This window comes from Arthrobacter ulcerisalmonis, assembly GCF_900609065.1.
Lineage (GTDB): Bacteria > Actinomycetota > Actinomycetes > Actinomycetales > Micrococcaceae > Arthrobacter > Arthrobacter ulcerisalmonis.
The window spans coordinates 22,608-43,831 of the sequence record NZ_UXAU01000010.1 but is presented as its reverse complement, the minus strand read 5'-3'; the positions used below and the strand labels follow the sequence as shown (position 1 = coordinate 43,831).

Below are 21,224 nucleotides of genomic sequence, written 5' to 3'. Positions count from 1 at the left end.
TTGATAAACTGGAGTCTCCCAAACCCAACATTTTTGCCGCCTGCTCCAACTTTTGACCATCGAATTCCTGACGTTGCGGAGAAGCCCTTGATTACAGTCCTGGCCGTGCACTTTACGGTGGCTGTTCTCGCGCCGCTGCTGTTCAGAGCGTGGGGCCGGAATGCTTTCTACGCCTTGGCCGCAGTGCCGGCTGGATCCTTTGTCTGGCTGCTCCTGCAGCACAACGCGATCTACTCCGACGCCGGGGCAATAATGCACGTCCAGCCGTGGGTTCCGGGCCTCAACCTTGAGTTTGCCTTCCGAATGGACGCGCTCGCGTGGGTGCTGTCCCTCTTGGTCCTGGGCGTGGGTGCCCTGGTTCTGATCTACTGTGCCAAGTACTTCAAGAAGAAGGACCAGGACCTCGGCGGTTTCGGTGCGCAACTGTTGGCGTTTGCCGGCGCCATGTTTGGCCTGGTGGTGGCAGATGATCTTCTCCTGCTGTTCATCTTCTGGGAACTGACCACCATCCTTTCCTACCTTCTGATCGGTTTCGCCCGCACCAGATTGGCCGCCCGGCGCTCTGCCCTGCAAGCTCTCATCATCACCACAGCTGGCGGCCTGGCCATGCTGGTGGGCATCATCATGCTTGGCTTCACGGCCGGGACCTACCGGATCTCCAGCATCATGGCGATGGCGCCAGAGCTGGTCTCCGGAACGTCCGGCGCCCTGGTGAGTACCGCCGTCGTCCTCATCCTGGTCGGCGCGATCACCAAGTCCGCGCTGCTGCCCTTCCACTTCTGGCTCCCCGGCGCCATGGCGGCACCCACCCCGGTCAGCGCCTACCTGCACGCTGCCGCTATGGTGAAGGCCGGCATCTACCTGGTGGCCCGGCTGGCCCCCGGCTTCTCCGAAACACAGTATTGGTACGGCGTGGTGTTGGGGCTGGGCCTGGCCACCATGCTGGTGGGCGGCTACCGCGCTCTGCGTCAGACGGACATCAAACTCATCCTCGCGTACGGCACCGTCAGCCAGCTCGGCTTCCTCACCATGGTGGTGGGCCTGGGTACTCCGGACGCTGCCCTGGCCGGCCTGGCCATGCTCTTGGCGCACGGGTTGTTCAAGGCCACGCTCTTCCTGGTGGTTGGAATCATCGACCACCAATCCGGTACCCGTGACGTCCGCAAACTGTCAGGTGTTTTCCGGTCCTCCCGCGCCCTGGCGATTGTGGCCGGTATTGGGGCCGCATCCATGGCAGGAATTCCGCTGCTGGGCGGCTTCGTGGCCAAGGAATCTGTCCTTGAAGCGTTCGTCCACTACGCCACCGAGCCAGACGCCGGGCCGTGGGCCATGGTGGTCCTGGTGGGGCTGGTCCTGGGCTCCGTCCTGACCTTCGCCTACAGTGCCCGGTTCATGTGGGGCGCCTTCGCGGTCAAGCCCGGCGTGGAGCCCACGCCGTTCAAGGCCATCAGCCCCGCGTTCCTGGCCGCCCCTGCCCTGCTCAGCGTCCTCACCATCGCGTACGGGCTGTGGCCGGTCCCGGTGGACGCCTGGATCCAGCCGTACGCGGCGCTGTTCGCCTCAACAGCGGCCGACGCCGGGACGCCCGCCGAGCAGGCAGGCCACCTGGCGTTGTGGCACGGGCTGACCCCGGCGCTCGGGCTGACGGCCCTCACCTTTGCCTTGGGCCTGGCCATGTACTTTGGCCGCAATGCCGTGGCCCGGGCCCAGTCCCGGGTACCCGCCTGGGTGGATGGCGACCGTGGCTACCAGTTGACCATCGGCGCCCTGGACGATGTTGCCGTCTGGGTCACCGGCCGTACACAGCGTGGTTCGCTGTACTTCTACCTTTCCGTGATCCTCAGCATGGCGTTCATCCTGCCGCTGCTGGTCATCATCTTCTCCGGCAAGCCGCTCCCGGACGGCATTTACCTGGTGGACCCCGGCTCGCCGCTGCAATTGGTGGTGGGCGCGGGCATCGTCATCGGCGCACTCGCCGCGGTCAAGGCCAACAAGCGCTTCCTGGCAGTGCTCATGGTCTCCGTCACCGGCTACGGCATTGCGTTGATGTTCGCGTTGCAGGGCGCCCCCGACCTGGCCCTCACCCAGATGCTGGTGGAAACCATCGTGCTGGTGGCCTTCGTCCTGGGCATGCGTAGCCTGCCGGCCGAACTCCGCGACCGCACCGGCGGCCGGTACCGGATTGTCCGCGTCATCATCGGCCTGGCTTTCGGCACCACCATGGTGTTTGCCGCCATCTACGCCATGGGGTCGCGGATCGCCACCCCCATTTCGCTGGAATTCCCGCAGCTGGCCTACGAGGGCGGTGGCGGCCTGAACATCGTCAACGTGACGCTGGTGGACATCCGCGCCTGGGATACGTTCGGTGAAATCACCGTCCTGGCCCTAGCTGCCACCGGCGTCGCCAGCCTCATCTTCGTCCGTGGTCGCGGTGACCGATTGCAAATGTCAGCCTCGGTAGCCGAGGGCACGGTGGGGCGTTATCGCGGAGTGGATCCCAGCTCCCGCGACGGCGCAGCGCTCGCGGTCAGCCGCAAGTTCGCCTCCGCCGTCCGGGACGCCTGGATCGTGGCGGGCCGGACCATGGCCCCCGAGCGCCGCTCCATCATCTTTGAGGTGGTCACCCGGCTGATCTTCCACTCCATGGTGATCTTCTCGCTCTATCTCCTGTTGGCTGGGCATAACCTGCCCGGTGGCGGCTTCGCTGGCGGCCTGACCGCTGGCCTGGCACTGACCATCCGGTATCTGGCGGGTGGCCGCTTCGAACTCCGCGAAGCCACCACGGTGAGTGCTGGTGGATTGCTGGGCATCGGCCTGGCCGTGGCAGTGTTCTCCGGAATCGCCCCGCTCCTGCTGGGCGGCCAGGTCTTCCAGACCGCCATTGTGGAGTTCTGGCTCCCCGTGTTTGGCGACATCAAGTTCGTCACGTCCACCATCTTCGATATCGGTGTCTACATTGTGGTGGTGGGCCTGGTCCTCGACGTGCTGCGCAGCTTGGGCGCAGAAATTGACGAACACTTCGATGAGCGCTCCCTTGCCGCCGCTGAAGAAGACCAGGAAGACCAGGAAAGCGTCCCGTCCGCCGAGCCGGCAACCGATCCCGGCGCTGCAACCACTGCAAAGGCCCATTCATGAGCGTCAACCTGACCCTCCTGCTCGTCATGGGAGCCCTGTACGCCTGCGGCATCTACCTGATCCTGGAACGCAGCCTCACCAGGGTGCTGCTGGGTTTGATGTTGCTGGCCAACGCCACCAACCTGCTCATCCTGGCGACCGGCGGTTACGCCGGGCTGGCGCCGCTCTTCTCGAAAGAGACGGCCGCCCAGGATTACAGCGACCCGCTGCCCCAGGCCCTCATCCTGACGTCGATCGTGATTTCCTTCGCCGTTACCGCCTTCATGCTGGGCATCATTTACCGGACCTGGGTCCTGGCCCGCCAGGATGAGATCCAGGACGACCTTGAGGATAGGCGCGTCGCCGAAACCCCCAGCTTCGACGCCGAGGACGACGCCGAGATCCCCATCGAAACGTCCGAGTTCCCGCTCACCATGGTGGGAACGGACGGCGCCGAAATTTCCAACCACAGCGAACCCGACGGCGGCCAGCAGGCCACCGTCGTGGCAGGCGCCACCGAACTGCCCGCCCATAAGGCAGCCGCGGAAGAACAGCCCGGCTCCCTGAACGTAAACCCTGACCCGGAAGGAGACGCAAAGTGAACCTGGCCTCCCTGGCGCCACTCGCCGTCGTACTTCCCATCCTGGGTGCGGCCCTGACCTTCCTGCTGATCCGGCACACCCGGATGCAGCGGGCCGTCAGCATCGGCATGTTGTCGCTGACCCTCCTCCTCGAGTGCTTCCTGCTGGCCAGTGTCTGGGACGGCGGCACCTTTGCGGTGACCCTGGGCGGCTGGATTCCCCCGTACGGCATTGTGCTGGTGGTGGACCAGTTCTCCTCGTTGATGCTGGTGGTTTCCTCGGCCGTGAGCCTCGCCGTCCTGGTGTACGCCACCGGGCAGGGCATGGCCGACGGCGATCACGATGCGCCCGTCTCGATTTTCCACCCCACCTACCTCATCCTGGTGGCGGGTGTCTCCAACGCCTTCCTGTCCGGGGACCTCTTCAACCTGTACGTCGGGTTCGAGATCTTGCTGACGGCAAGTTATGTGCTGATGACACTGGGCGGAACCGGACCACGGATCCGCGCAGGAGTCACCTACGTAGTGGTGTCCGTGGTGTCCTCAGTGCTCTTCCTGATTTCTATTGCCATGATCTACGGGGCCACGGGCACCGTGAACATGGCGGACCTGTCCATCAAACTGGGCCAGTTGGACCAGGGCACGCAGACACTCCTGCACGTCATGCTGCTGGTGGCGTTCGGTATCAAGGCCGCCGTCTTCCCCCTCTCGTTCTGGCTCCCGGACTCCTACCCGACGGCGCCCGCGCCGGTCACTGCCGTGTTCGCTGGCCTGCTGACCAAAGTGGGCGTGTATGCCATGGTCCGCACCGAAACCCTGCTGTTCCCGGGAGATTCGCTGAACACGCCCTTGATGGTGGTGGCGCTGCTGACCATGGTGGTGGGAATCCTCGGTGCGCTTGCGCAGAGCGACATCAAGCGCCTGCTGTCCTTCACCCTGGTCAGCCACATCGGCTACATGGTGTTCGGCCTGGCCATGTCCTCGCGGGTGGGCTTGGGCGCGGCAATATTTTACGTGGCGCACCATATCACCATCCAGACCAGCTTGTTCCTGGTCACGGGCCTGATTGAACGCCGCGGTGGCAGTTCCTCGATCGACCGGCTGGGTGGGTTGGCCAAACTCTCGCCGCTCCTGGCCCTGCTGTTCTTCATCCCCGCCATGAACCTCGCGGGAATCCCACCATTCTCCGGCTTCTTGGGCAAGGTGGGATTGTTGCAGGCTGGCGTGCAACTCGGCACCCCGCTGGCCTACGCGCTGGTGATCGGTGGCGTGGTGACCAGCCTGCTCACCCTGCTGGCCATTGCCAGGGTCTGGAACCGGGCCTTCTGGCGCCGTCCCACGGACGCTGACCACCCGGACCCCGTCCTGTTGGCGGACCCCAACGAGGTGGAGTTGGTGGCAGACCCGGACGGGAACGGCCGGTCCGGCATGATGCTCACCAAGCGCACCAGCACGGCCCGCCGCAACACCTTGATGCCCCGCACCATGGTGGGATCAACCGTTGGCCTGGTAGCCGTGGGCGTAGCCCTCACTGTTTTCGCCGGTCCGCTCTTTGAGCTGTCGGACCGTGCGGCGCAGGAAATGCTGGACCGTACGCCCTACATCCACGCCGTCTTCGGCGAGGACACAGTAGTACCGCCCGCCCCTGCACTTCGAGGAGGGAAATGAGCCGGCAACGCATCTCCCTCCGCCAAGAGCTGCCACTGTTGGTCTGGCTGGTGATTGTCTGGGGTGCCCTCTGGCAGGACTTCAGCCCGGGCAACCTTCTCTTCGGCGCCCTACTGGCGGTGGCCGTGGCACGGCTCTTCTACCTGCCACCGGTTGAGCTGAGCGGCAGGTTCAACATCCGCCATGCCATCCCCTTCGGACTGATGTTCCTGGGCAAGGTGGTGGTAGCGAGCTTCCAGGTGCTGGGCCTTGCCCTGGCGCGCGGACCCAAGGTCACCAACGCCGTGGTGGCAGTAACGCTGCGCAGCCACCAAGACCTCATGGTCACCGCCGTGGGCCACGTCATTTCCCTGATTCCGGGCTCACTGGTGGTGGAGGTGGACCGGTCAACCTCCACGCTCTACTTGCACGCCATCAACATCTCCACCCCCGAGGACGTCGCCAAGCTCAAGGCCGAGGTGCGGAGCATCGAAGCCGATCTGATCCGGATCATGGGAACCCGCGAAGAACTCGAACAGCTCCAGATGGAGGCAACCGCATGATGCAGCTAGTTTTGGTGGTGGCTTCGGTGGTCTTTTCGCTGGCTGCAGCCGGCGCCATCATCCGCATAGCCCGGGGTCCGTCCCTGCTGGACCGGGTGCTGGCCTCCGACGTCCTGCTGGCCATCCTGGGCGGCGCGCTGTGCGTGGACATGGCCGTCAACCGCCACCTCAACAACATGATGCTGGTGGTGGCGATCTCCGTCATCGGATTCATCGGCTCCGTGACCGTGGCCCGTTTTGTGGCCGACAGGAGGCAGGCGCCCAATGAATCTTGATCTCAGCACTGGTGACGCCTGGATAGACCTGGTTTCTGCCATCTTCATGGTGGTGGGCGCCGTGATGTCGCTCGGCGCGGCCATTGGGCTGCTGCGTTTCCCGGACCTGCTCAGCCGCATGCACGCAGCCACCAAGCCGCAAGTCCTTGGCTTGTTCCTCCTGCTGGCGGCCATCGGCCTGCAGATGCGCACGGTGTGGGTGTGGCCTGTCCTGGTGGTGGCGTGGATCTTCCAGCTGCTCACTGTCCCCGTCTCCGCCCACATGGTGGGCCGGGCGGGCTACCGCACCAAGCACCTGCACCGGGAACTCCTCAGCTCCGATGAGCTGGAGGAAGTGGTGCAGAGGGCCGCTGCCAAGGCCGCTGACGACGACGCCGATGAGGAAGCTGCCGGACAGCGCCAAGCCGGCGACGCCGCCCGCTGAGGCGGGCGGCGTCGCTAGGCGAGGTCAGCGGGGTGCGACGGGAGTTTAGGTGCCCCGAATCTTGGCGCCGCGCCGCAAGGTTGGGCGACGGGCCGCCAGCTTGGACGCTGGGCGCAGGGCTGGCGACCCGTCGAGCTGGCTAGACGATGTCGGTGCTCTTGGCGAAGCGCTCGATGGCGCGCTGCGTGCCGCGGCTGGTCAGGACCTGGATGACGGTGCTGACGCCTGCGGAGATCAAGGCAAAGGTCAGCGCCGAGCGCAGGCTGGTGGCGGTGTCTTCCTTGCCGGACGGCGGCTGGTTCCCGGTGGATTTTTCCCAGACCGTGTTGACCAGCTTGGTGCCAACGAAGCCGGCGCCCAGGCTAAGGCCCATGCCCAGCAGCTTGATGAAGAGATTCATTGGTACTCCTTATGCGCAGACAGCATTCCTTTCCCTAGCCTATCGGTCATCTACGGCGAATTCGCCAGCGCACCCGGCGCTTCGGTGCACCCCAGGTGTAAACTGGGCACGCCCAACCGGGCAAGATTAACAACGTCAACAATCAACGACAGGGGAGCGCCGCCGTCGGGCACTGGTCACGGCCAGTCGTTGCAGGTGGGCGCTGAGAGTGCGGGCATCCGCAGACCCTCGAACCTGATCCGGTTAGTACCGGCGCAAGGGAGTCGAGTTCTCGAAGTACGCGGTAAACAGTGGCACCAGCCACCGCCGCAACTTCCCCCTCCTGTTCCTCAGGAGGACATTCATGAGCACTGCAGTAATCAAAAAGAGCACCACTAAATCCTGGCGCGTTGTGGACATCGTGGTGGCGGCTTTGCTGGCCATCACCGGCGGCATCATTTTCTGGGCATGGTCCCAGGGTGCTGCTGCTGTTTCGGCCCCGATGAATGCCGTCTACCCGCCCCTGACCGGCCTGTTGGCCGGGGGGTGGATGATTCCTGCTGTCTTGGGCATGCTGATCATCCGCAAGCCGGGCGCCGCACTGTTTTGCGAAACCATCGCGGCCACTGGCGAACTGTTCATGGGCTCGCAGTACGGTGCCTCCGTGCTGTTCTCCGGCTTCGTGCAGGGCCTCGGCGCAGAAATACTCTTCGCCATCTTCGTGTACCGGAAGTTCAACCTACCGGTCGCCCTGCTGGCCGGCGCTGCCGCAGGCTTCTTCTGCGGCCTGAACGATTCGTTTGCCCCGTGGGGTTGGAATATCGCGTACTCCGGTGGCGACAAGCTGGCCTATATCGTCTTCACCGCAATCTCTGGCGCCATCATTGCCGGCGGCCTGTCTTGGCTCGCCACCCGCGGCTTGGCCAAGACCGGTGTCCTCGGCGCTTTCGCCTCCCGAAAGGCCGCCACCGAGCCCGTCTTCGCCTGATGCCTGCCTACCAATCCGACGCACTGCCCCGCCCGGCCGCCGTCACAGCCCGCGGCTGGGGCTGGCGGCACGCTGGCAGGACCGCACCAGCAGTCCGTTCCCTCGACCTGGACATCCAGCCGGGGGAGCGGGTGCTCCTGCTGGGCCCTTCCGGCGCCGGTAAATCCACGCTGCTGCACGCCCTCGCCGGGGTGCTAGGGGATAGCAACGACGACGCGGGCGACTCCGACGAGTCAGGCTCGCTCCTGCTGGACGGCCATTCGCCGCGCGCCCAACGCGGCCGAGCAGGGCTGATGCAACAGGACCCGGAGACTCAGGTAGTCCTCTCGCGCGTAGGGGACGACGTGGCGTTCGGTGCCGAGAACCTGGCGGTGCCCCGCGACGAGATCTGGGCCCGCGTGCATCAGGCGCTGGCCGACGTTGGGCTCTCCCACCTTCCGCTGGAGCACCCCACCGCTGCCTTATCCGGCGGCCAGAAGCAACGCCTGGCACTGGCCGGGATCTTGGCCATGCAACCCGGGCTGATCCTGCTGGACGAGCCCACCGCCAACCTGGACCCCGACGGTGTGCTGGACGTCCGTGATGCCGTGGCGCGTTGCGTGGACGCCACGGGGGCCACGCTGGTGGTGGTGGAGCACCGGGTGGCGATCTGGAAGGACGCCGTGGACCGGATTGTGGTCCTGCAGCCAGGATCCACCACGGATTCTGCGGTGTTACTCGATGGCCCACCGGCCGAGGTGTTGGCTGCGGCGAAGTCCATGCTGGTCGCTGCGGGTGTCTGGGTGCCGGGGCACGTTCCTGCCACCCGAGCCCACGCACCCGCGGCAGCCGGAGCCGGTGACCTACTGCTGGCCGCAGAAGGCCTTGCCGTCTCCCGGGAGCGGCCGCGGCGCAGCGGCTTCCGTAAAATCCCGCCAACGCCGGTCCAAGAGGACATTGTCGCCCAGGTTCGAGCTGGCCAGGCCTTGGCCGTCACGGGCCCTAACGGTGCAGGAAAATCAACCTTCGCGCTCACCCTGGCAGGCTTGTTGGAGCCGGTGGCCGGAACGGTGTCTGCCGCACCAGAGTTGAGCCGTGGCGCCGGGATCGATCCATACCGGTGGAAGGCCGAACAGTTGATTTCCCGGATAGGGACTGTTTTCCAGGAACCCGAGCACCAGTTTGTCACCGGCAATGTCCTCGACGAGCTACGCTTTGGCCCACGCCATCTGGGGCGTGGCGAGGACCGGGTGGACGAACTGTTGGAGCGGCTCCGGCTCACCGCCTTGGTGGATGCGAATCCCTACACCTTGTCCGGCGGCGAAAAACGCAGGCTGTCCGTGGCCACCGTGCTGGCCGCCAGCCCGCGCGTCCTGATCCTCGACGAACCAACGTTCGGCCAGGATGCGTTGACTTGGGCCGAGCTCGCATCCTTCCTCGTGGAAATGCTCGACGCCGGAACTGCCGTGGTCTCCGTGACCCACGACGCTGAATTCACGGCAGCACTGGGAGGGGCGGAGCTTCGGCTGTCCGCCCCGGAGCGGGTGGCGCCATGAGGCAGGAACTGAACCTGCGCGGCAGCCAAGCTCTTCTCACCCGGGCCAATCCGCTCAGCAAATTCGCCGCCGTCTTTCTGATCACCCTGGTGCTGGCACTGTCCATCGACTGGGTCTCCGCCTCGGTGGCGCTGGTCTTCGAGTTGCTATTGTTTCCGCTGGCTGGCCTCACCTTGGCACTTTTGTGGCAGCGCGGCTGGCCGCTGATCATCGCAGCAGCCATTGGCGGCTGGAGCACCTCAATATTGGCGGCAGACAGCGGGCGGACGCTGCTCGACGTCGGGATTTGGACCATGAGCGAGGGCTCACTCGAGACCGGCGCCGGGTTCTTCCTCCGCGGCCTGGCGATCGCGCTCCCCGCAGTGCTGCTGATGAGCTGCACGGATCCGACGGATCTAGCAGACGCCCTGGCGCAGAAGGCCCGGCTACCGCACCGTTTTGTACTGGGCACCTTGGCGGCCATGCGACTGGTGGGATTGATGGCCGAGGAGTGGCAGACCATCGGAATGGCCCGCCGCGCCCGCGGCGTGGGCTCGCGCGGCAGCGTACCGCAACGGATCAAGGCCACCCTGGGCCAAAGTTTCGGCCTCTTGGTCCAGGCCATCCGACGTGCGTCTCGGCTCGCGGTGACCATGGAGGCCCGCGGCTTCGGCGGCGGCCAGCGCACGTGGGCGCGGGTATCCACCTACAGTGTGCTGGACGTCTGGGTGGTGGCGGGCGGGCTGCTGATTGCGGCGGCAGCAGTGACCGCCGCGGTTTCTGCTGGCACATGGAATATGGTGTGGCTGGGGGAGTAGCGCTGCCGGTGTGGGCGCTACGGAACCTTGCATGCCCAGCCGTATCCCATGGTCCGGGTACTCTGCTCCGCAATCAAGCATGATTTGGTCGATCCGCTCCGCCTTGGGCGCGTAGTTCGTCGGCCAATAACTCATTCATGATATATTTCGGAGCATGACTCAGGAGACCGTTGAACACGTTGCTGCCATGTTGCGGGATGCCCGCAGCGAGAAGGGCTGGACGCAGGGCCAGTTGGCCACTGAGCTGGGTACCAGCCAGAGTGCCGTTGCCCGGATGGAGCAGGGCAAACAAAACCTCAGCCTGAAGATGATCCAGCGGCTGGAAACCATCTTCGAGCGCAGCATTGTCAATGTTGGCAGGCAGCCCATGACGCACCTCCGGGTTGAAGGCGGCAGGACCCTGTCCGGCGCTGTCGATGTCAACAGCAGCAAGAACGCTGGCGTGGCCCTACTGTGCGCTAGCCTCATCAACCGTGGGACCACCGTGCTCCGGCGGCTGGCCCGGATCGAGGAAGTCAACCGGATTGTCGAGGTGCTCACGAGCATCGGCGTCGAATGCACGTGGCTGAACGACACTGACCTGCAGCTTCGCCGGCCAGCGGTCCTCAACCTGGACGCCATGGACGTTGAGGCTGCCCGCCGCACCCGCAGCGTCATCATGCTGCTTGGCCCGCTGTTGGATGAGGCCAACGAGTACCGACTGCCCTACGCCGGTGGTTGCGACCTTGGCACCCGGACGGTGGAGCCGCATATGCAGGCGCTGCGCCAGTACGGTTTGTCGGTCGAAGCAACCGCCGGTTTCTACAGTGTCCAGGCGCCGGAACCCGATTCACTCGACAGGTCCTTCGTGCTCAGCGAACGCGGGGACACTGTCACCGAGAACGCCATCATGGCGGCTGCGCACCGCCGCGGCACCACGGTCATCCGGAACGCCAGCCCTAACTACATGGTGCAGGACCTGTGCTTCTACCTGCAGATGCTCGGCGTCGTGATCGCCGGCGTGGGCACCACCACTCTGCGGATCACCGGCCGCCCGCATATTGATGCCCAGATCGAATACTTCCCGTCCGAGGACCCTATTGAAGCGATGAGCCTGATTACCGCCGGGATCGTCACCAACTCAGAGGTCACGGTCCGGCGGGTCCCCATTGAGTTCATGGAAATCGAGCTGGCAACCCTGGGCCAAATGGGGCAGCAGCTGGAAGTTTCCGGGGAGTACATGGCCCGCAACGGCCGGACCCGGCTGGTTGATGTGACCACCAAGCCCTCGGAGCTCAAGGCGCCGGAGGACAAAATCCACCCGATGCCGTTCCCGGGATTGAACATCGATAACCTGCCGTTCTTCGCAGTCATCGCGGCCAACGCTACCGGCCAGACGATGATCCACGATTGGGTCTACGAAAACCGGGCCATCTACCTGACCGAACTAAACCGGCTGGGTGCGCAGGTGCAATTGCTGGACCCGCACCGGATCTACGTCCAAGGGCCCACCAAGTGGCGCGCCGCGGAGGTCGGCTGCCCGCCAGCGCTGCGACCGGCAGCCTGCCTCCTTTTGGCCATGCTGGCCGCCCGCGGTGTCTCCGAGCTGCGCAATATCTACGTCATTGAGCGCGGCTACGAGGACCTGGCCGAGCGGCTGAACACCATCGGCGCCAAGATTGAATACTTCCAAGACTGACGCGGGCGGCTAGATCTGCTTGAGTGCCTGCTCCAGGTCGCGGATCAGGTCCTCGGGATCTTCTAGCCCAACGGAAAGACGTACGACGCCGTCACTCAGGCCGATCGCGGCCCTACCCTCCGGGCCCATGGCCCGGTGGGTCGTGGTGGCCGGGTGCGTAATCAACGATTTCGAGTCGCCGAGGTTGTTCGAAATGTCGATGATGCGCAGGCCGTCCAACAGGGCGAAGGCTGCGTCCTTACCGCTCACGGAGGGTCCCGAGGCCAACTCCAGCGTCAGCACTGTCCCACCGGCGCGCATCTGCCGGGCGGCAAGTTCGTGTTGCGGGTGCGAGGCGAGCAGCGGGTACCGTACCCAGTTGACTGCGGGTTGCTGCTCCAGCCACTCGGCGATCCGCAGGGCGGTTGTTGAGGAATGGTTCACCCGCAACGCCATAGTCTCCAACCCCTTGGTCAGCACCCAGGCGTTGAATGGTGACAGCGAAGGTCCGGTGTGGCGCATGAGTTGCTTCACGGGTCCGTTGATGAAGTCTTTGGTCCCCAGGATGGCTCCCCCCAGCACCCGGCCCTGGCCGTCAATGTGCTTGGTTCCCGAGTACACCACCACGTCCGCGCCGAACTTACCGCAGCGTTGCAGGAGTGGGGTGGCGAAGACGTTGTCCACCACCACCGTTGCGCCGGCGGCATGGGCAAGGTCGCTGACGGCCCTGATATCAACAATTTCCTGCATGGGGTTTGAGGGCGACTCGAAAAAGACTGCCGTGGTGGGCTGCGACAGGGCCTCGCGCCACTGGTCCAGGTCCGGTCCGTCGACAAAAACTGTTTCCACACCCCAGCGGGGCAGGATCTCGTTCAGGATGACGAAGCAGGATCCGAAGAGGGATCGGGACGCTACTACCCGGTCGCCGGCTGCCAACAAAGCGCCCAGCGCGGCGAAGACTGCCGCCATTCCAGACGCTGTGGCAAAGCACGCTTCGGTTCCCTCCAGCAGGCGCAGTCGCTCCTGGAAGGTCGCCACGGAGGGGTTGCCGTACCGGGAGTAGACAAAGCGCTCATCTTCGCCCGTGAAGGCGCGTTCTGCCGCGGCCGCTGATTCATAGACGAACCCTGAGTTCAGGAAGACAGCTTCGCTGGTTTCCTGGAAGGCCGTGCGGTCAAGTCCACCGCGGACGGCCTGGGTGTCGGGGTTCCAGTCGGCGGCGGCGTCGTTGAAACCCATCTAGCCGATGCCCAGGTTGGTGGGCAGGCCTCGGTTCTTCCACCCATTGACGCTTCGTTCGCCATAGCGATCGGGTTCGCCCTCGAAGCCCTCGAGTACGTTGTAGGCGGTGAATCCGGCCTGCGTTGCTGCGGTAGCTGCCGCGATGGAGCGCTGGCCGGACCGGCAAAGGAAAAGCAGTTCGGCTCCGTCAGCTTCCGGCGCTTGTTGCAGCAGGTCCGTGAGGAAGTTCGGATTCGAGACTCCGCCAGGCAACGTCCATTGGATGAACAAGGGATCGTTCTCGGTGGCCTTCGTGTCAGGAATCCCAATGTGGGCCCACTCGGCTTCGGTGCGAACATCCACCAGGATGGCGCCCTGCTCCAGCTTGGCCCACGCTGCGTGGGGATCCAGGTCGCCAGCGTAACTCATGCGTGGCCCTCGCCGTCGAACTCGAGGCTGTCCACGGCAGTGGCCACGGCAGCGTCTGCCGCTGCGATCGCGGCAGGCAACACCACCGCCTGCGCCACGATGACGCTTGTCCCGTTGAAAGTTGCTGCCGGGTTCCCGTGCAGTATGTAGCCGTCTGCCAGGGCGGATGAGATCCGCTCACAAAACTCGCGGTTATCAGGGCCGGTGATGAGGCGGTATGACAGTTTTATTTCGGGTGCGTCGGACACGACGGATCTCCTTTTCTCACGCTTGCAACTCGAGGATTTTCGATATGCCGAGTATTCACCTGAGGCACCCCGCCGTGGAAGGAGGGTTGCCGACCGGCCAGTCAGGGCTGGAAGCCGGTACTCATTACTCACGCAAAACGTAACACTTGCTGGCGTCGACCGTGGATTGCCGCCGTCATGATCCGTCATTGAAGGTCCGCCGCCGCGTGCGGTGTCTGCCGGGCATGCAAAAGCCCGGCACGGGCGGCTGGGGGTAGCTGGCCGATGCCGGGCTTTCGTGGGAACTGCTGGCGTGTCCGGCGTTGTGGCCGGGGATGTGGCTAGACCAGGCCGGGGAAGCTGGCCATGATGTAGTTCGTTGCCGCTGGGCCCTTCATGCGCAGACCGTTGCGGCCCGGCGTCACGCGACCCTTCATGGCTGCCCAAAAGCTCGATTCGGGTCCGGGCGCATGCTGGTTGATGAAGCACCAGCTGGTGTACAGCCCATACAGGCGGTCACGGTCCAGGCTGGTTTCCGCGACGGTATCTCGTTGGGTGGCTTCGGCAAGGAAAGTGTCAAACTGCGAATGTGCCATCACGGCGTCCCTTCGCTCGGTGCGTGATGCCGCCGTTCGGCTACAGCAGCGATCCTCAGTGCTTGCACTCAGCAGGAGAGGGTAGGTGGTTCCGCTGTATGTCTACGTTGATGCTTGACAATTTTTGCTAGTATTGCGAGGCATAGGAACTATCTACGTTGTAGACTTTACCCGTAGATAGGCAAACCGGCAAGCGCCGCTCGCCCAGCATTTGCCTCGACTCAGAACGGATTCCATGGCTCCCGCCACAACCCCCCAGGCCGATGCGACCCAGCCGAAAGCGCGGCTCAGCCGCGAGCTGGTGCTGACCACCGCCTTGGCCCTGCTGGATGCGGGTGGGTTGGAGTCCTTGACCATGCGAAAGCTTGGCCAAGAGCTTGGCAGGGATCCCATGAGTCTTTACCGGTACGCTCAGAACCGTTCGGCGCTGCTTGATGGCGTCCTAGAGCTGGTGCTGGACCAGCTGGAAGTCACCGCAAGCGGATCCGACTGGAAAGCCCAGCTCCGGGACATCGCCCACAGACTGCGGCTGCTGGCCCTAGAGCATCCCAACGTGGTGCCATTGCTGGTGACCCGGCCGCTGTCCACACCGCTGGGGTTACGGCCGCTCGGCACCCTGCGCCCCCTGGAACAGATTCTGGACCTGCTGATTGAGGCAGGATTTGCTCCAGCACAGGCTTTGCACGTCTACCGGGCCTACTACGGCTACCTCTATGGTCACATCTTGAACGAACTGCAGGAGTTCGTGGTTGACGTGGACGAAAACGAGGCCCTTCTGCGGCTGGGCCTGCACCGCTTACCGGCTAAGGAGTTTCCGCGGCTTCGCGCCATGGCGGCCGACCTGGCGGACTATGACGGCGTTGCTGAATTGGATCAGGGGCTGGCGATTCTGCTGACGGGGCTTGAAGTGCAGTTGTCAGCGCATGCTGCGGAGTGAGGCCTTACTCGGTGCCGGCCAAAAGCTGTGTCAACTCTTTGGTGAGTTCCGCTTGGGTGGCGCGAGTGCCGATAGCTTGACCATCAATCCGGTTGACCGGGGCGAGCAGGCGCACGCTGGAGATCAGCCACACGGCGTCTGCGTCTAACAGGTCCTGCGGTTCCAGCGGACCGTAGCCGAGCTCCCAACCGGCAGCTTTAGCTGCCTTGAATAGGGCCCCCTGCGAGGTACCTGCGAGGATGCCGCTATCCAACTGCGGAGTGATGAGGCGCTTGGTCTGGGTGCCGTCGTCGGACTTTTCCACATGGGCAAGGAGCACCGTAGACGTGGGGCCCTCCAAGACCCGACCATCGGAGGAGTAGAAAATGACGTCGTCGGCACCCTGAGCGTGCGCATAGCGCAGGGCCGCCATATTGACGGCGTAGGAGAGGGTCTTGGCGCCCATGAGGAGCCACGGCGCCCGTTCTGCCGCTCCACTGTCATACCCACGATCAAGGAGGATCACGTCAATGCCCGCTTCCCGCTGGCGCTTGCCCATGTCACCCACCGGAGACACTTGCACCCACGCGGTGGGGCCGGCAGCGCCCTCTGGCCCCCGCGTCAGGACCAGTTTGACCACGAGTTCGTGGCCTGGCCCCTGTGGCCCGTGTTGCGAGGTGTGGGATTCCAAGCCGGTGGCGATGGCCCGACGCCACTGGTCGGCATCTGGAACTGCTAGGTCCAGGGCTTCGCCTGAGCCCGCTAGCCGATCCAGGTGGGCCTGCATCTTCCGGACGGTGCCGTCCACGGCCAACATCGTTTCGAAGATTCCATCGCCCCGGGTGGCTCCTTGATCCGTAACCATCAGCTGTGGCTGGGACGCGTCCGCCAGCCTGCCATCAGGCACTGCAGGGTCAAGGAAAACAAGAACCACGGGGGTAGGAGAGGTCATGGCTCCAGCTTAGTGCGGGGCCGCGCCTATAAGCTGGGCTGACGCCGGCCGGAATCCGTCCGTCGGGCGCTCGTCTTCCGGGGGTTCTCGTGTTGTGGCCATTTTCGCTAGCCGGCACTGCGCCAGCGTGGGTAGTGACCGTTCTAGCCGTAGCCGATTTTGCCATCCGAGTCCTGGCCATTGGCATCATCCCGGGCAACCGGCGCCCTACCACCGCCATGGCGTGGCTGCTGGGAATCTTCTTCATCCCCTTCGTGGGCATCGTGCTGTTTCTGCTCTTTGGTAACTTCAAATTGTCTAGTCGCCGCCGCGAGCAGCAGCAGGACGTCAACGAGCGAGTCCGTGCTGGTTTGTCTTCGCTGGCGGCCGCGGAGAGTCACTTCGAGGGTCCGGAATGGGTGAAGTCGGCAGGCGAACTTAACCGGCGGCTGGGATCCCTGCCCATGGTGGACGGCAACTCTGTGGACCTCATTCCCGGCTACCCGGACTCTATTGCAGCCATGACCGACGCTGTCCGGAACGCCAAGAAGTTCGTCAACGCCGAGTTCTACATCATGAGTTCGGACCACATCACTGATCCGCTGCTCACTGCGCTTGAGGAAGCTGCAGAGCGTGGCGTCGCTGTCCGGCTCCTCTTCGACCACATTGGAACGCTGCGCGTCAAGGGGTATCGGACGCTGTTGGCCAGGCTCCGGAGCGGAAAGATCCAGTGGCGGCGGATGTTGCCGCTGCTCCCCATCCACGGCCAGTGGCGTCGCCCCGACCTGCGGAACCACCGGAAGATCCTGGTCATCGATGGTGAAGTGGCTTTCACTGGGTCACAGAACCTGATCGAACCCTCATATAACAACCCACGGCACCGCAAGGCAGGCCGGGAGTGGGTTGAGTTGATGGCTTGCCTGCGAGGACCTGTGGTCACGACCCTCAACGTGGTGTTCGCTACTGACTGGTTGAGCGAGACAGACGAGTCCCTTGAAGACCAGTTGCAGCTGCCACCGAACATCACTCCAGGCGCCATCACAGCCCAGGTGGTGCCCAGCGGGCCCGGGTTCATCACGGAAAACAATCTGCGGCTCTTCAACACGTTGATCTACTCGGCGCAGCGTCGAATCTCCATCTGCAGCCCCTACTTTGTCCCTGACGACTCCCTGCTCTACGCGATCACGACCGCCGCGCAACGCGGGGTGGATGTGGAACTCTTCGTCTCAGAAAAGGGAGACCAGTTCCTAGTGCATCATGCGCAACGGTCGTACTACGAGGCGCTGCTGTCAGCAGGGGTACGCATCTACTTGTACAAGGCGCCGCTGGTCCTGCACGCGAAGCATTTCACCATTGACGAGGAGGTTGCGGTCTTGGGCTCCAGCAATATGGACATGCGCTCCTTCTCGCTGAACATGGAAGTTTCCGTCATGCTACTGGGCGCCGACATGGTGGCCAAGATGCGGGCCGTCGAGGACACGTACCGGGGCATTTCCAAAGAGCTCCAGCTCGACGCTTGGGTCAATCGTCCGCTAGCAGCTCGCTACGTCGACAACGTGGCCCGATTGACGGCCACAGTTCAGTAGGAGCGCTTCCTAGCCGTTGTCGTTGGGGAATTCGGTGCCCAGGGCTGACAGGACGCCAAAGGCCTTGGTCCGGATTTCCTGGTACTCGTCCTCAGGGACTGAATCGGCGGTAATCGCGCCGCCCACGCCGAGACTCAGATGGACATCATGAGCGCTGGCGTCATCTTCCGAGTGCTGGGAGGCAACCAGCGTCCTGATGGCCACGGCGAGGTCCGTGGCGCCGTTGAGCGAAAAGTAACCAATGGCTCCTGAGTACAGTCCACGGGGGCCGTCCTCCAACGTATCCAGGATGGCCATGGTGCTGATCTTAGGGGCACCTGTCATGGAGCCAGCAGGAAAGCAGGCGGCAACCGCCTCCGCCCGCGCCGAACCTGGCTGCAGGTGAGCATCAATGGTGCTGACCATCTGGTGCACCGTGGCATAGCTTTCAATGGCGCAAAGCCGGCTGACCGTCACCGAACCGGGGACCGCAAAGTGGCTGAGATCGTTACGGAGCAAGTCAACGATCATGATGTTCTCGGCCCGGTCTTTCGGGGAGGACGCAAGGTCAGCCCTCAGCACGTCGTCATCAGCGGCGGTGGCGCCCCGGCGCCGGGTGCCCTTGATAGGCTCGGCCCGCATCGCACCGTCGGACGCGATCCGGAGGAAACGTTCAGGCGACGTGCTGGCCACAGCGAGGCCGTCGAAGGCCAGGTAGCTGGCAAACGGGGCAGGGTTGCTGCTCCGCAGCCGGAGGTAGTGCGGCCAGGGATCGAAATCGCCGGCCGCCACAGTTGCTGCAAGGGATGTGGTCAGGCACACCTCGTAGGAGTTGCCGTCAGCGATCTCCCGCTGCGCGGCTCGAACTTTCCGCCTGTATTCGATGCCGGTGTCGCGGCTCCGGAAGTTCGGGGCAGCATTTAGTGCCGCTGTGTCGGTGCCAGTAAGGGCGGTGCATGCGTTCGCCACGGCGGATCGGGCAACCTGCAACCACGGGTCTAGGTCAGGAGCGTCTAGGCCGAGGAGCCACACGGAATTCTCGCTATGGTCCAGCACTACTGCCCGCCCTGCGAAGATCAGGGCGGCGTCAGGGGTGGTCGCGTTCTGGTCGGATCCGCCCGTCTCCCGCTTCAGTTCATAGCCAAGGTAGCCAAGCCACCCGAGCGTGAACTGGCCGGGATAGTCTTCGGGTGTTCGGACGGCGCGGCGGCCCCAGACACTGTGCAGCCACCGGAAGAAGCCTCCCGGCACTGTGGCGACGGCGTCTCGCGCGCTGACGGTGGTGTTCCCGGAACGGTGTGTGGCGTACTGGCCGAACGTGCCGCCGTCGTCGGCCATGATGCTGAACCGGCTCCTGGAACCGGCGCCCGGGTTGCCTGCGTCGGACGAGTCCAGCCACACTGCCCGCGGTGATTGGCCGTAAAGGGTGTGGAAGAGCTCCGAGGCATTCGGGGTGAGGTCGAGCCGCTCGGCATGGAGCCGCAGCGCCTGCCGGGCTGACAGTTCCGGGGCCAGCACACCTGACAGCGCAGGAAGGTAGGGCAGCAGGTTCAGGATCTGCTGCGGCGCGGTGCCGTCCGCGGGATTTTGCAGCCGAATGCCGGCCTGTTGTGGGACATCGTCAGTTTCAAGCCAAGCATCTTCCTGGGCCGCCCATTGCTCCCAGAAAGGTTCGTACGTGGCGCCGTCACGGTTGATGGCCCGGGCCCGACGAAGGTCCGCCGGCGACTCAGCCCAGATGACCGCGCTGAGGAAGGGCCGGGCAGTGGCCGCCGCCGCGCCCACCCCTTCCACAATCACGATTTCGGCCGGCAGCGTGACGCGGGGTTCGCCGTCGTAGTGCCTAGCCCAGTCCCAGCTGGTCCACGTTGCCGCCTCGCCGCGGACCAGAGGCTGCAGAACTGTAGCCACGTAGCGTTCAATGCCGGCGGCCAGCCCGTTCCAGCCCGGGTAGATGTCCTCCAGATGGAAGAGGGACACGCGGTGGTGTGCGCGCAGGTGCGCCGCCATTTCGACTGCCAGTGTGGTCTTCCCTGCGCCCGAGCGCCCGTCGATGGCGATGATGACGGGGGCTGGGCTCATGGCTTAGAGCGTACAGCTAACCTTGCCGGGCTTTCATCCGGGGGTTCAACTTGTTGATGACGAAGGTCCGCCCGCGGCGTCGCACTATCTGTGCGCCCGGGATCTTCTTCAGGGCCCGCAACGAATTCCTGACTTTCATGGTGTCTCCTTCTCTAGTGGTTGATTGGCTGCTGATGAGCTGTTGAGCGCCGACATTTCCGCGTCCGTCAGTTCGCAGGCGGTGAGCAGCGCGAAGATTTCTGCCGCGTCGAGTCCCTCGCCGGTGGCCGAAACAGCTGTGGAGTGGCCGCCGTCGCGCATTTCGGCAGACTTTGCTGGCCACGCGCCGATATTCTCCAGCCAGACGCGGGGACCGATGCCCTGGACGGCTATCCGGCACTCAGGCGCCGAAGCCATCCAGACGTGGCCGCGCAGCACGCAGCAGCCGGCCGCCAAGGAGCCCAACGCCTCGCGGAAGCGACCAGGGTGAAGCGGTCGGTGGGCCGAGTGGAAAACAGTGGTGAACGGCGATGCCCCAGGCCCAACGGCGGCGGGCTGTCGGGGCTTCGGGTCCTTCGACGCAGCGGCGCTGCGCTGGCGCGGTCCGCCCCGAGGTGGGTGGACCGCACCAGGAAGGGTCCTCGCCAAGGATGTGGCGTAGTTGAAGCGGCCGGGTCGCAGGCGGGTCGCCTTCTCGGCGAGGTGGGCATGCGCTGCAAGCTCACGGAGAAGATGCCTGCCACGCTCCACGTCGGCAGGATTGACGGGTACGATCTCCGGTGCGGCCAAGAGCACTGTCTCGGCGAAATCGAGTTCACCGAGCAGAAACTCGCCGGCGGTGCGGTCATCGCTGGCGATGGGGGTGAAACCCGATTCGAACAAGGTGTGGGCATCCCAGAGATGATCCTCGAGTGCGTCGGCAGCGCAGGCCACAACCACGGCAGCCACCTCGGCGGCGTGCCCAAGGCCTCGGTTGAGGGCGTCAACCGCCAGAGCCGCGGGGACAGTTGGCGGGAGGCTGACGACGATGGGCCGAGGAGCATCCTTGAGAAGGCGTTCCACCGTCGGAACAAGGTCAAGTCGCAGCACGCAGCTGAGGCAACCGTGCTCCAAGGTGGTCTCTGTCCGCTCTACCAGGGTCGAGTCTTGGTAGATGCGCCGGATCACTAACCCATCCTCGAGCAGATCGTGGACAACGAGCACGCTGCCGGGGTGCGCTGCAGCTATTTCTTCACAAGCTTGCTGACGGCAGAGTCCATCGAGGGAACTGATGAGGAGAAGATCCATTCCCATAGTTTACATGAGAATCATTCTCAACT

The 21,224-nt window shown here is 64.3% G+C and carries 21 protein-coding genes and 2 riboswitches; of the genes, 12 read left to right on the top strand and 9 right to left on the bottom strand.

What is annotated here, in order from left to right:
* Nucleotides 1–87: 87 nt before the first annotated feature.
* The 6 genes from PSET11_RS02645 to mnhG are packed head-to-tail and all read left to right on the top strand — an operon-like array spanning nt 88 to nt 6,603.
* Nucleotides 88–3,135, top strand: coding sequence for a Na+/H+ antiporter subunit A (locus PSET11_RS02645; protein WP_124090515.1), 3,048 nt, complete (start codon nt 88–90; stop codon nt 3,133–3,135).
* Complete coding sequence (locus PSET11_RS02640) at nt 3,132–3,716, top strand: Na(+)/H(+) antiporter subunit C (RefSeq protein ID WP_124090513.1); 585 nt, start codon at nt 3,132–3,134, stop codon at nt 3,714–3,716. The genes PSET11_RS02645 and PSET11_RS02640 overlap by 4 nt, the downstream gene beginning before the upstream one ends.
* Nucleotides 3,713–5,362 carry a Na+/H+ antiporter subunit D gene (locus tag PSET11_RS02635; protein ID WP_124090511.1) on the top strand — a complete coding sequence of 550 codons (1,650 nt, stop codon included), beginning with the start codon at nt 3,713–3,715 and terminating at the stop codon, nt 5,360–5,362. The genes PSET11_RS02640 and PSET11_RS02635 overlap by 4 nt, the downstream gene beginning before the upstream one ends.
* Nucleotides 5,359–5,904: a Na+/H+ antiporter subunit E gene (locus PSET11_RS02630; protein WP_124090508.1), complete on the top strand. Its 546-nt coding sequence runs from the start codon at nt 5,359–5,361 to the stop codon at nt 5,902–5,904. The genes PSET11_RS02635 and PSET11_RS02630 overlap by 4 nt, the downstream gene beginning before the upstream one ends.
* Nucleotides 5,901–6,179 (top strand): MrpF/PhaF family protein, encoded by a 279-nt coding sequence (locus PSET11_RS02625; RefSeq protein WP_124090506.1) that lies wholly within the window; start codon nt 5,901–5,903, stop codon nt 6,177–6,179. Before PSET11_RS02630 ends, PSET11_RS02625 begins: the two co-directional genes overlap by 4 nt.
* Entirely contained in the window at nt 6,169–6,603 is a 435-nt protein-coding gene (gene mnhG / locus PSET11_RS02620) for a monovalent cation/H(+) antiporter subunit G (protein ID WP_124090504.1), read from the top strand. Before PSET11_RS02625 ends, mnhG begins: the two co-directional genes overlap by 11 nt.
* Before the next feature lie 139 nt (nt 6,604–6,742).
* On the opposite strand, the gene PSET11_RS02615 is transcribed toward mnhG, so the two are convergent.
* Nucleotides 6,743–7,003, bottom strand: coding sequence for a DUF4235 domain-containing protein (locus PSET11_RS02615; RefSeq protein ID WP_124090502.1), 261 nt, complete (start codon nt 7,001–7,003; stop codon nt 6,743–6,745).
* A 140-nt stretch (nt 7,004–7,143) separates the two neighbouring features.
* Nucleotides 7,144–7,282: riboswitch (TPP riboswitch) on the top strand.
* Between the two features lie 64 nt (nt 7,283–7,346).
* Here PSET11_RS02615 and PSET11_RS02610 point away from each other — a divergent pair.
* The 4 genes from PSET11_RS02610 to PSET11_RS02595 all read left to right on the top strand — a co-directional run bounded on the left by PSET11_RS02610 (nt 7,347) and on the right by PSET11_RS02595 (nt 11,980).
* On the top strand, nt 7,347–7,970 hold the full coding sequence (locus PSET11_RS02610; RefSeq protein ID WP_124090500.1) for an ECF transporter S component: 624 nt from the start codon (nt 7,347–7,349) through the stop codon (nt 7,968–7,970).
* Nucleotides 7,970–9,505 carry an ABC transporter ATP-binding protein gene (locus PSET11_RS02605; RefSeq protein ID WP_124090498.1) on the top strand — a complete coding sequence of 512 codons (1,536 nt, stop codon included), beginning with the start codon at nt 7,970–7,972 and terminating at the stop codon, nt 9,503–9,505. Before PSET11_RS02610 ends, PSET11_RS02605 begins: the two co-directional genes overlap by 1 nt.
* Entirely contained in the window at nt 9,502–10,302 is an 801-nt protein-coding gene (locus PSET11_RS02600) for an energy-coupling factor transporter transmembrane component T family protein (protein ID WP_124090496.1), read from the top strand. Before PSET11_RS02605 ends, PSET11_RS02600 begins: the two co-directional genes overlap by 4 nt.
* Nucleotides 10,303–10,456: 154 nt before the next feature.
* A complete protein-coding gene (locus tag PSET11_RS02595) occupies nt 10,457–11,980 on the top strand; it encodes a UDP-N-acetylglucosamine 1-carboxyvinyltransferase (protein WP_124090494.1) in 1,524 nt (507 codons plus the stop codon).
* A 9-nt stretch (nt 11,981–11,989) separates the two neighbouring features.
* On the opposite strand, the gene PSET11_RS02590 is transcribed toward PSET11_RS02595, so the two are convergent.
* The 4 genes from PSET11_RS02590 to PSET11_RS02575 all read right to left on the bottom strand — a co-directional run bounded on the left by PSET11_RS02590 (nt 11,990) and on the right by PSET11_RS02575 (nt 14,432).
* Nucleotides 11,990–13,198, bottom strand: a complete 1,209-nt coding sequence (locus tag PSET11_RS02590) for an O-succinylhomoserine sulfhydrylase (RefSeq protein WP_124090492.1) — start codon at nt 13,196–13,198, stop codon at nt 11,990–11,992.
* Nucleotides 13,199–13,609 (bottom strand): rhodanese-like domain-containing protein, encoded by a 411-nt coding sequence (locus tag PSET11_RS02585; protein ID WP_124090490.1) that lies wholly within the window; start codon nt 13,607–13,609, stop codon nt 13,199–13,201.
* Entirely contained in the window at nt 13,606–13,857 is a 252-nt protein-coding gene (locus tag PSET11_RS02580; RefSeq protein ID WP_124090488.1) for a DUF1737 domain-containing protein, read from the bottom strand. Before PSET11_RS02580 ends, PSET11_RS02585 begins: the two co-directional genes overlap by 4 nt.
* Before the next feature lie 13 nt (nt 13,858–13,870).
* Nucleotides 13,871–13,986: riboswitch (SAM riboswitch) on the bottom strand.
* Nucleotides 13,987–14,177: 191 nt separating this feature from the next.
* Nucleotides 14,178–14,432: a hypothetical protein gene (locus PSET11_RS02575; protein WP_124090485.1), complete on the bottom strand. Its 255-nt coding sequence runs from the start codon at nt 14,430–14,432 to the stop codon at nt 14,178–14,180.
* A 235-nt stretch (nt 14,433–14,667) separates the two neighbouring features.
* Here PSET11_RS02575 and PSET11_RS02570 point away from each other — a divergent pair, with 235 nt between their 5' ends.
* Entirely contained in the window at nt 14,668–15,369 is a 702-nt protein-coding gene (locus PSET11_RS02570) for a TetR/AcrR family transcriptional regulator C-terminal domain-containing protein (RefSeq protein WP_124090483.1), read from the top strand.
* A 4-nt stretch (nt 15,370–15,373) separates the two neighbouring features.
* Here the strand turns inward: PSET11_RS02570 and PSET11_RS02565 are convergent, their stop codons facing one another.
* The gene (locus PSET11_RS02565) at nt 15,374–16,300 is read right to left on the bottom strand and encodes an aminodeoxychorismate lyase (protein WP_124090481.1); all 927 of its coding nucleotides are present in this window, start codon (nt 16,298–16,300) and stop codon (nt 15,374–15,376) included.
* A 134-nt stretch (nt 16,301–16,434) separates the two neighbouring features.
* Between PSET11_RS02565 and cls the strand changes: the two genes are divergently transcribed.
* Complete coding sequence (cls, locus tag PSET11_RS02560) at nt 16,435–17,865, top strand: cardiolipin synthase (protein ID WP_377947557.1); 1,431 nt, start codon at nt 16,435–16,437, stop codon at nt 17,863–17,865.
* Nucleotides 17,866–17,874: 9 nt separating this feature from the next.
* Here cls and PSET11_RS02555 read toward each other — a convergent pair whose 3' ends face one another.
* The 3 genes from PSET11_RS02555 to PSET11_RS02545 are packed head-to-tail and all read right to left on the bottom strand — an operon-like array spanning nt 17,875 to nt 21,192.
* A complete protein-coding gene (locus PSET11_RS02555; RefSeq protein ID WP_124090479.1) occupies nt 17,875–19,926 on the bottom strand; it encodes a chorismate-binding protein in 2,052 nt (683 codons plus the stop codon).
* A gap of 16 nt (nt 19,927–19,942) precedes the next feature.
* Nucleotides 19,943–20,065 carry a type B 50S ribosomal protein L36 gene (gene ykgO / locus PSET11_RS02550; RefSeq protein ID WP_124090477.1) on the bottom strand — a complete coding sequence of 41 codons (123 nt, stop codon included), beginning with the start codon at nt 20,063–20,065 and terminating at the stop codon, nt 19,943–19,945.
* Nucleotides 20,062–21,192: a GTP-binding protein gene (locus PSET11_RS02545; protein WP_124090475.1), complete on the bottom strand. Its 1,131-nt coding sequence runs from the start codon at nt 21,190–21,192 to the stop codon at nt 20,062–20,064. Before PSET11_RS02545 ends, ykgO begins: the two co-directional genes overlap by 4 nt.
* Nucleotides 21,193–21,224: the final 32 nt, after the last annotated feature.

Bases quoted from the DNA above. Each gene is read 5' to 3' on its own strand.
- PSET11_RS02585 (WP_124090490.1), bottom strand. From the start codon at position 13,609: ATGAGTTACGCTGGCGACCTGGATCCCCACGCAGCGTGGGCCAAGCTG.
- PSET11_RS02600 (WP_124090496.1), top strand. From the start codon at position 9,502: ATGAGGCAGGAACTGAACCTGCGCGGCAGCCAAGCTCTTCTCACCCGG.
- PSET11_RS02575 (WP_124090485.1), bottom strand. From the start codon at position 14,432: ATGGCACATTCGCAGTTTGACACTTTCCTTGCCGAAGCCACCCAACGA.
- PSET11_RS02570 (WP_124090483.1), top strand. From the start codon at position 14,668: ATGGCTCCCGCCACAACCCCCCAGGCCGATGCGACCCAGCCGAAAGCG.
- PSET11_RS02610 (WP_124090500.1), top strand. From the start codon at position 7,347: ATGAGCACTGCAGTAATCAAAAAGAGCACCACTAAATCCTGGCGCGTT.
- PSET11_RS02640 (WP_124090513.1), top strand. From the start codon at position 3,132: ATGAGCGTCAACCTGACCCTCCTGCTCGTCATGGGAGCCCTGTACGCC.
- PSET11_RS02625 (WP_124090506.1), top strand. From the start codon at position 5,901: ATGATGCAGCTAGTTTTGGTGGTGGCTTCGGTGGTCTTTTCGCTGGCT.
- PSET11_RS02595 (WP_124090494.1), top strand. From the start codon at position 10,457: ATGACTCAGGAGACCGTTGAACACGTTGCTGCCATGTTGCGGGATGCC.
- PSET11_RS02590 (WP_124090492.1), bottom strand. From the start codon at position 13,198: ATGGGTTTCAACGACGCCGCCGCCGACTGGAACCCCGACACCCAGGCC.
- PSET11_RS02565 (WP_124090481.1), bottom strand. From the start codon at position 16,300: ATGACCTCTCCTACCCCCGTGGTTCTTGTTTTCCTTGACCCTGCAGTG.
- PSET11_RS02630 (WP_124090508.1), top strand. From the start codon at position 5,359: ATGAGCCGGCAACGCATCTCCCTCCGCCAAGAGCTGCCACTGTTGGTC.
- ykgO (WP_124090477.1), bottom strand. From the start codon at position 20,065: ATGAAAGTCAGGAATTCGTTGCGGGCCCTGAAGAAGATCCCGGGCGCA.
- mnhG (WP_124090504.1), top strand. From the start codon at position 6,169: ATGAATCTTGATCTCAGCACTGGTGACGCCTGGATAGACCTGGTTTCT.
- PSET11_RS02615 (WP_124090502.1), bottom strand. From the start codon at position 7,003: ATGAATCTCTTCATCAAGCTGCTGGGCATGGGCCTTAGCCTGGGCGCC.
- PSET11_RS02605 (WP_124090498.1), top strand. From the start codon at position 7,970: ATGCCTGCCTACCAATCCGACGCACTGCCCCGCCCGGCCGCCGTCACA.
- PSET11_RS02545 (WP_124090475.1), bottom strand. From the start codon at position 21,192: ATGGATCTTCTCCTCATCAGTTCCCTCGATGGACTCTGCCGTCAGCAA.
- PSET11_RS02555 (WP_124090479.1), bottom strand. From the start codon at position 19,926: ATGAGCCCAGCCCCCGTCATCATCGCCATCGACGGGCGCTCGGGCGCA.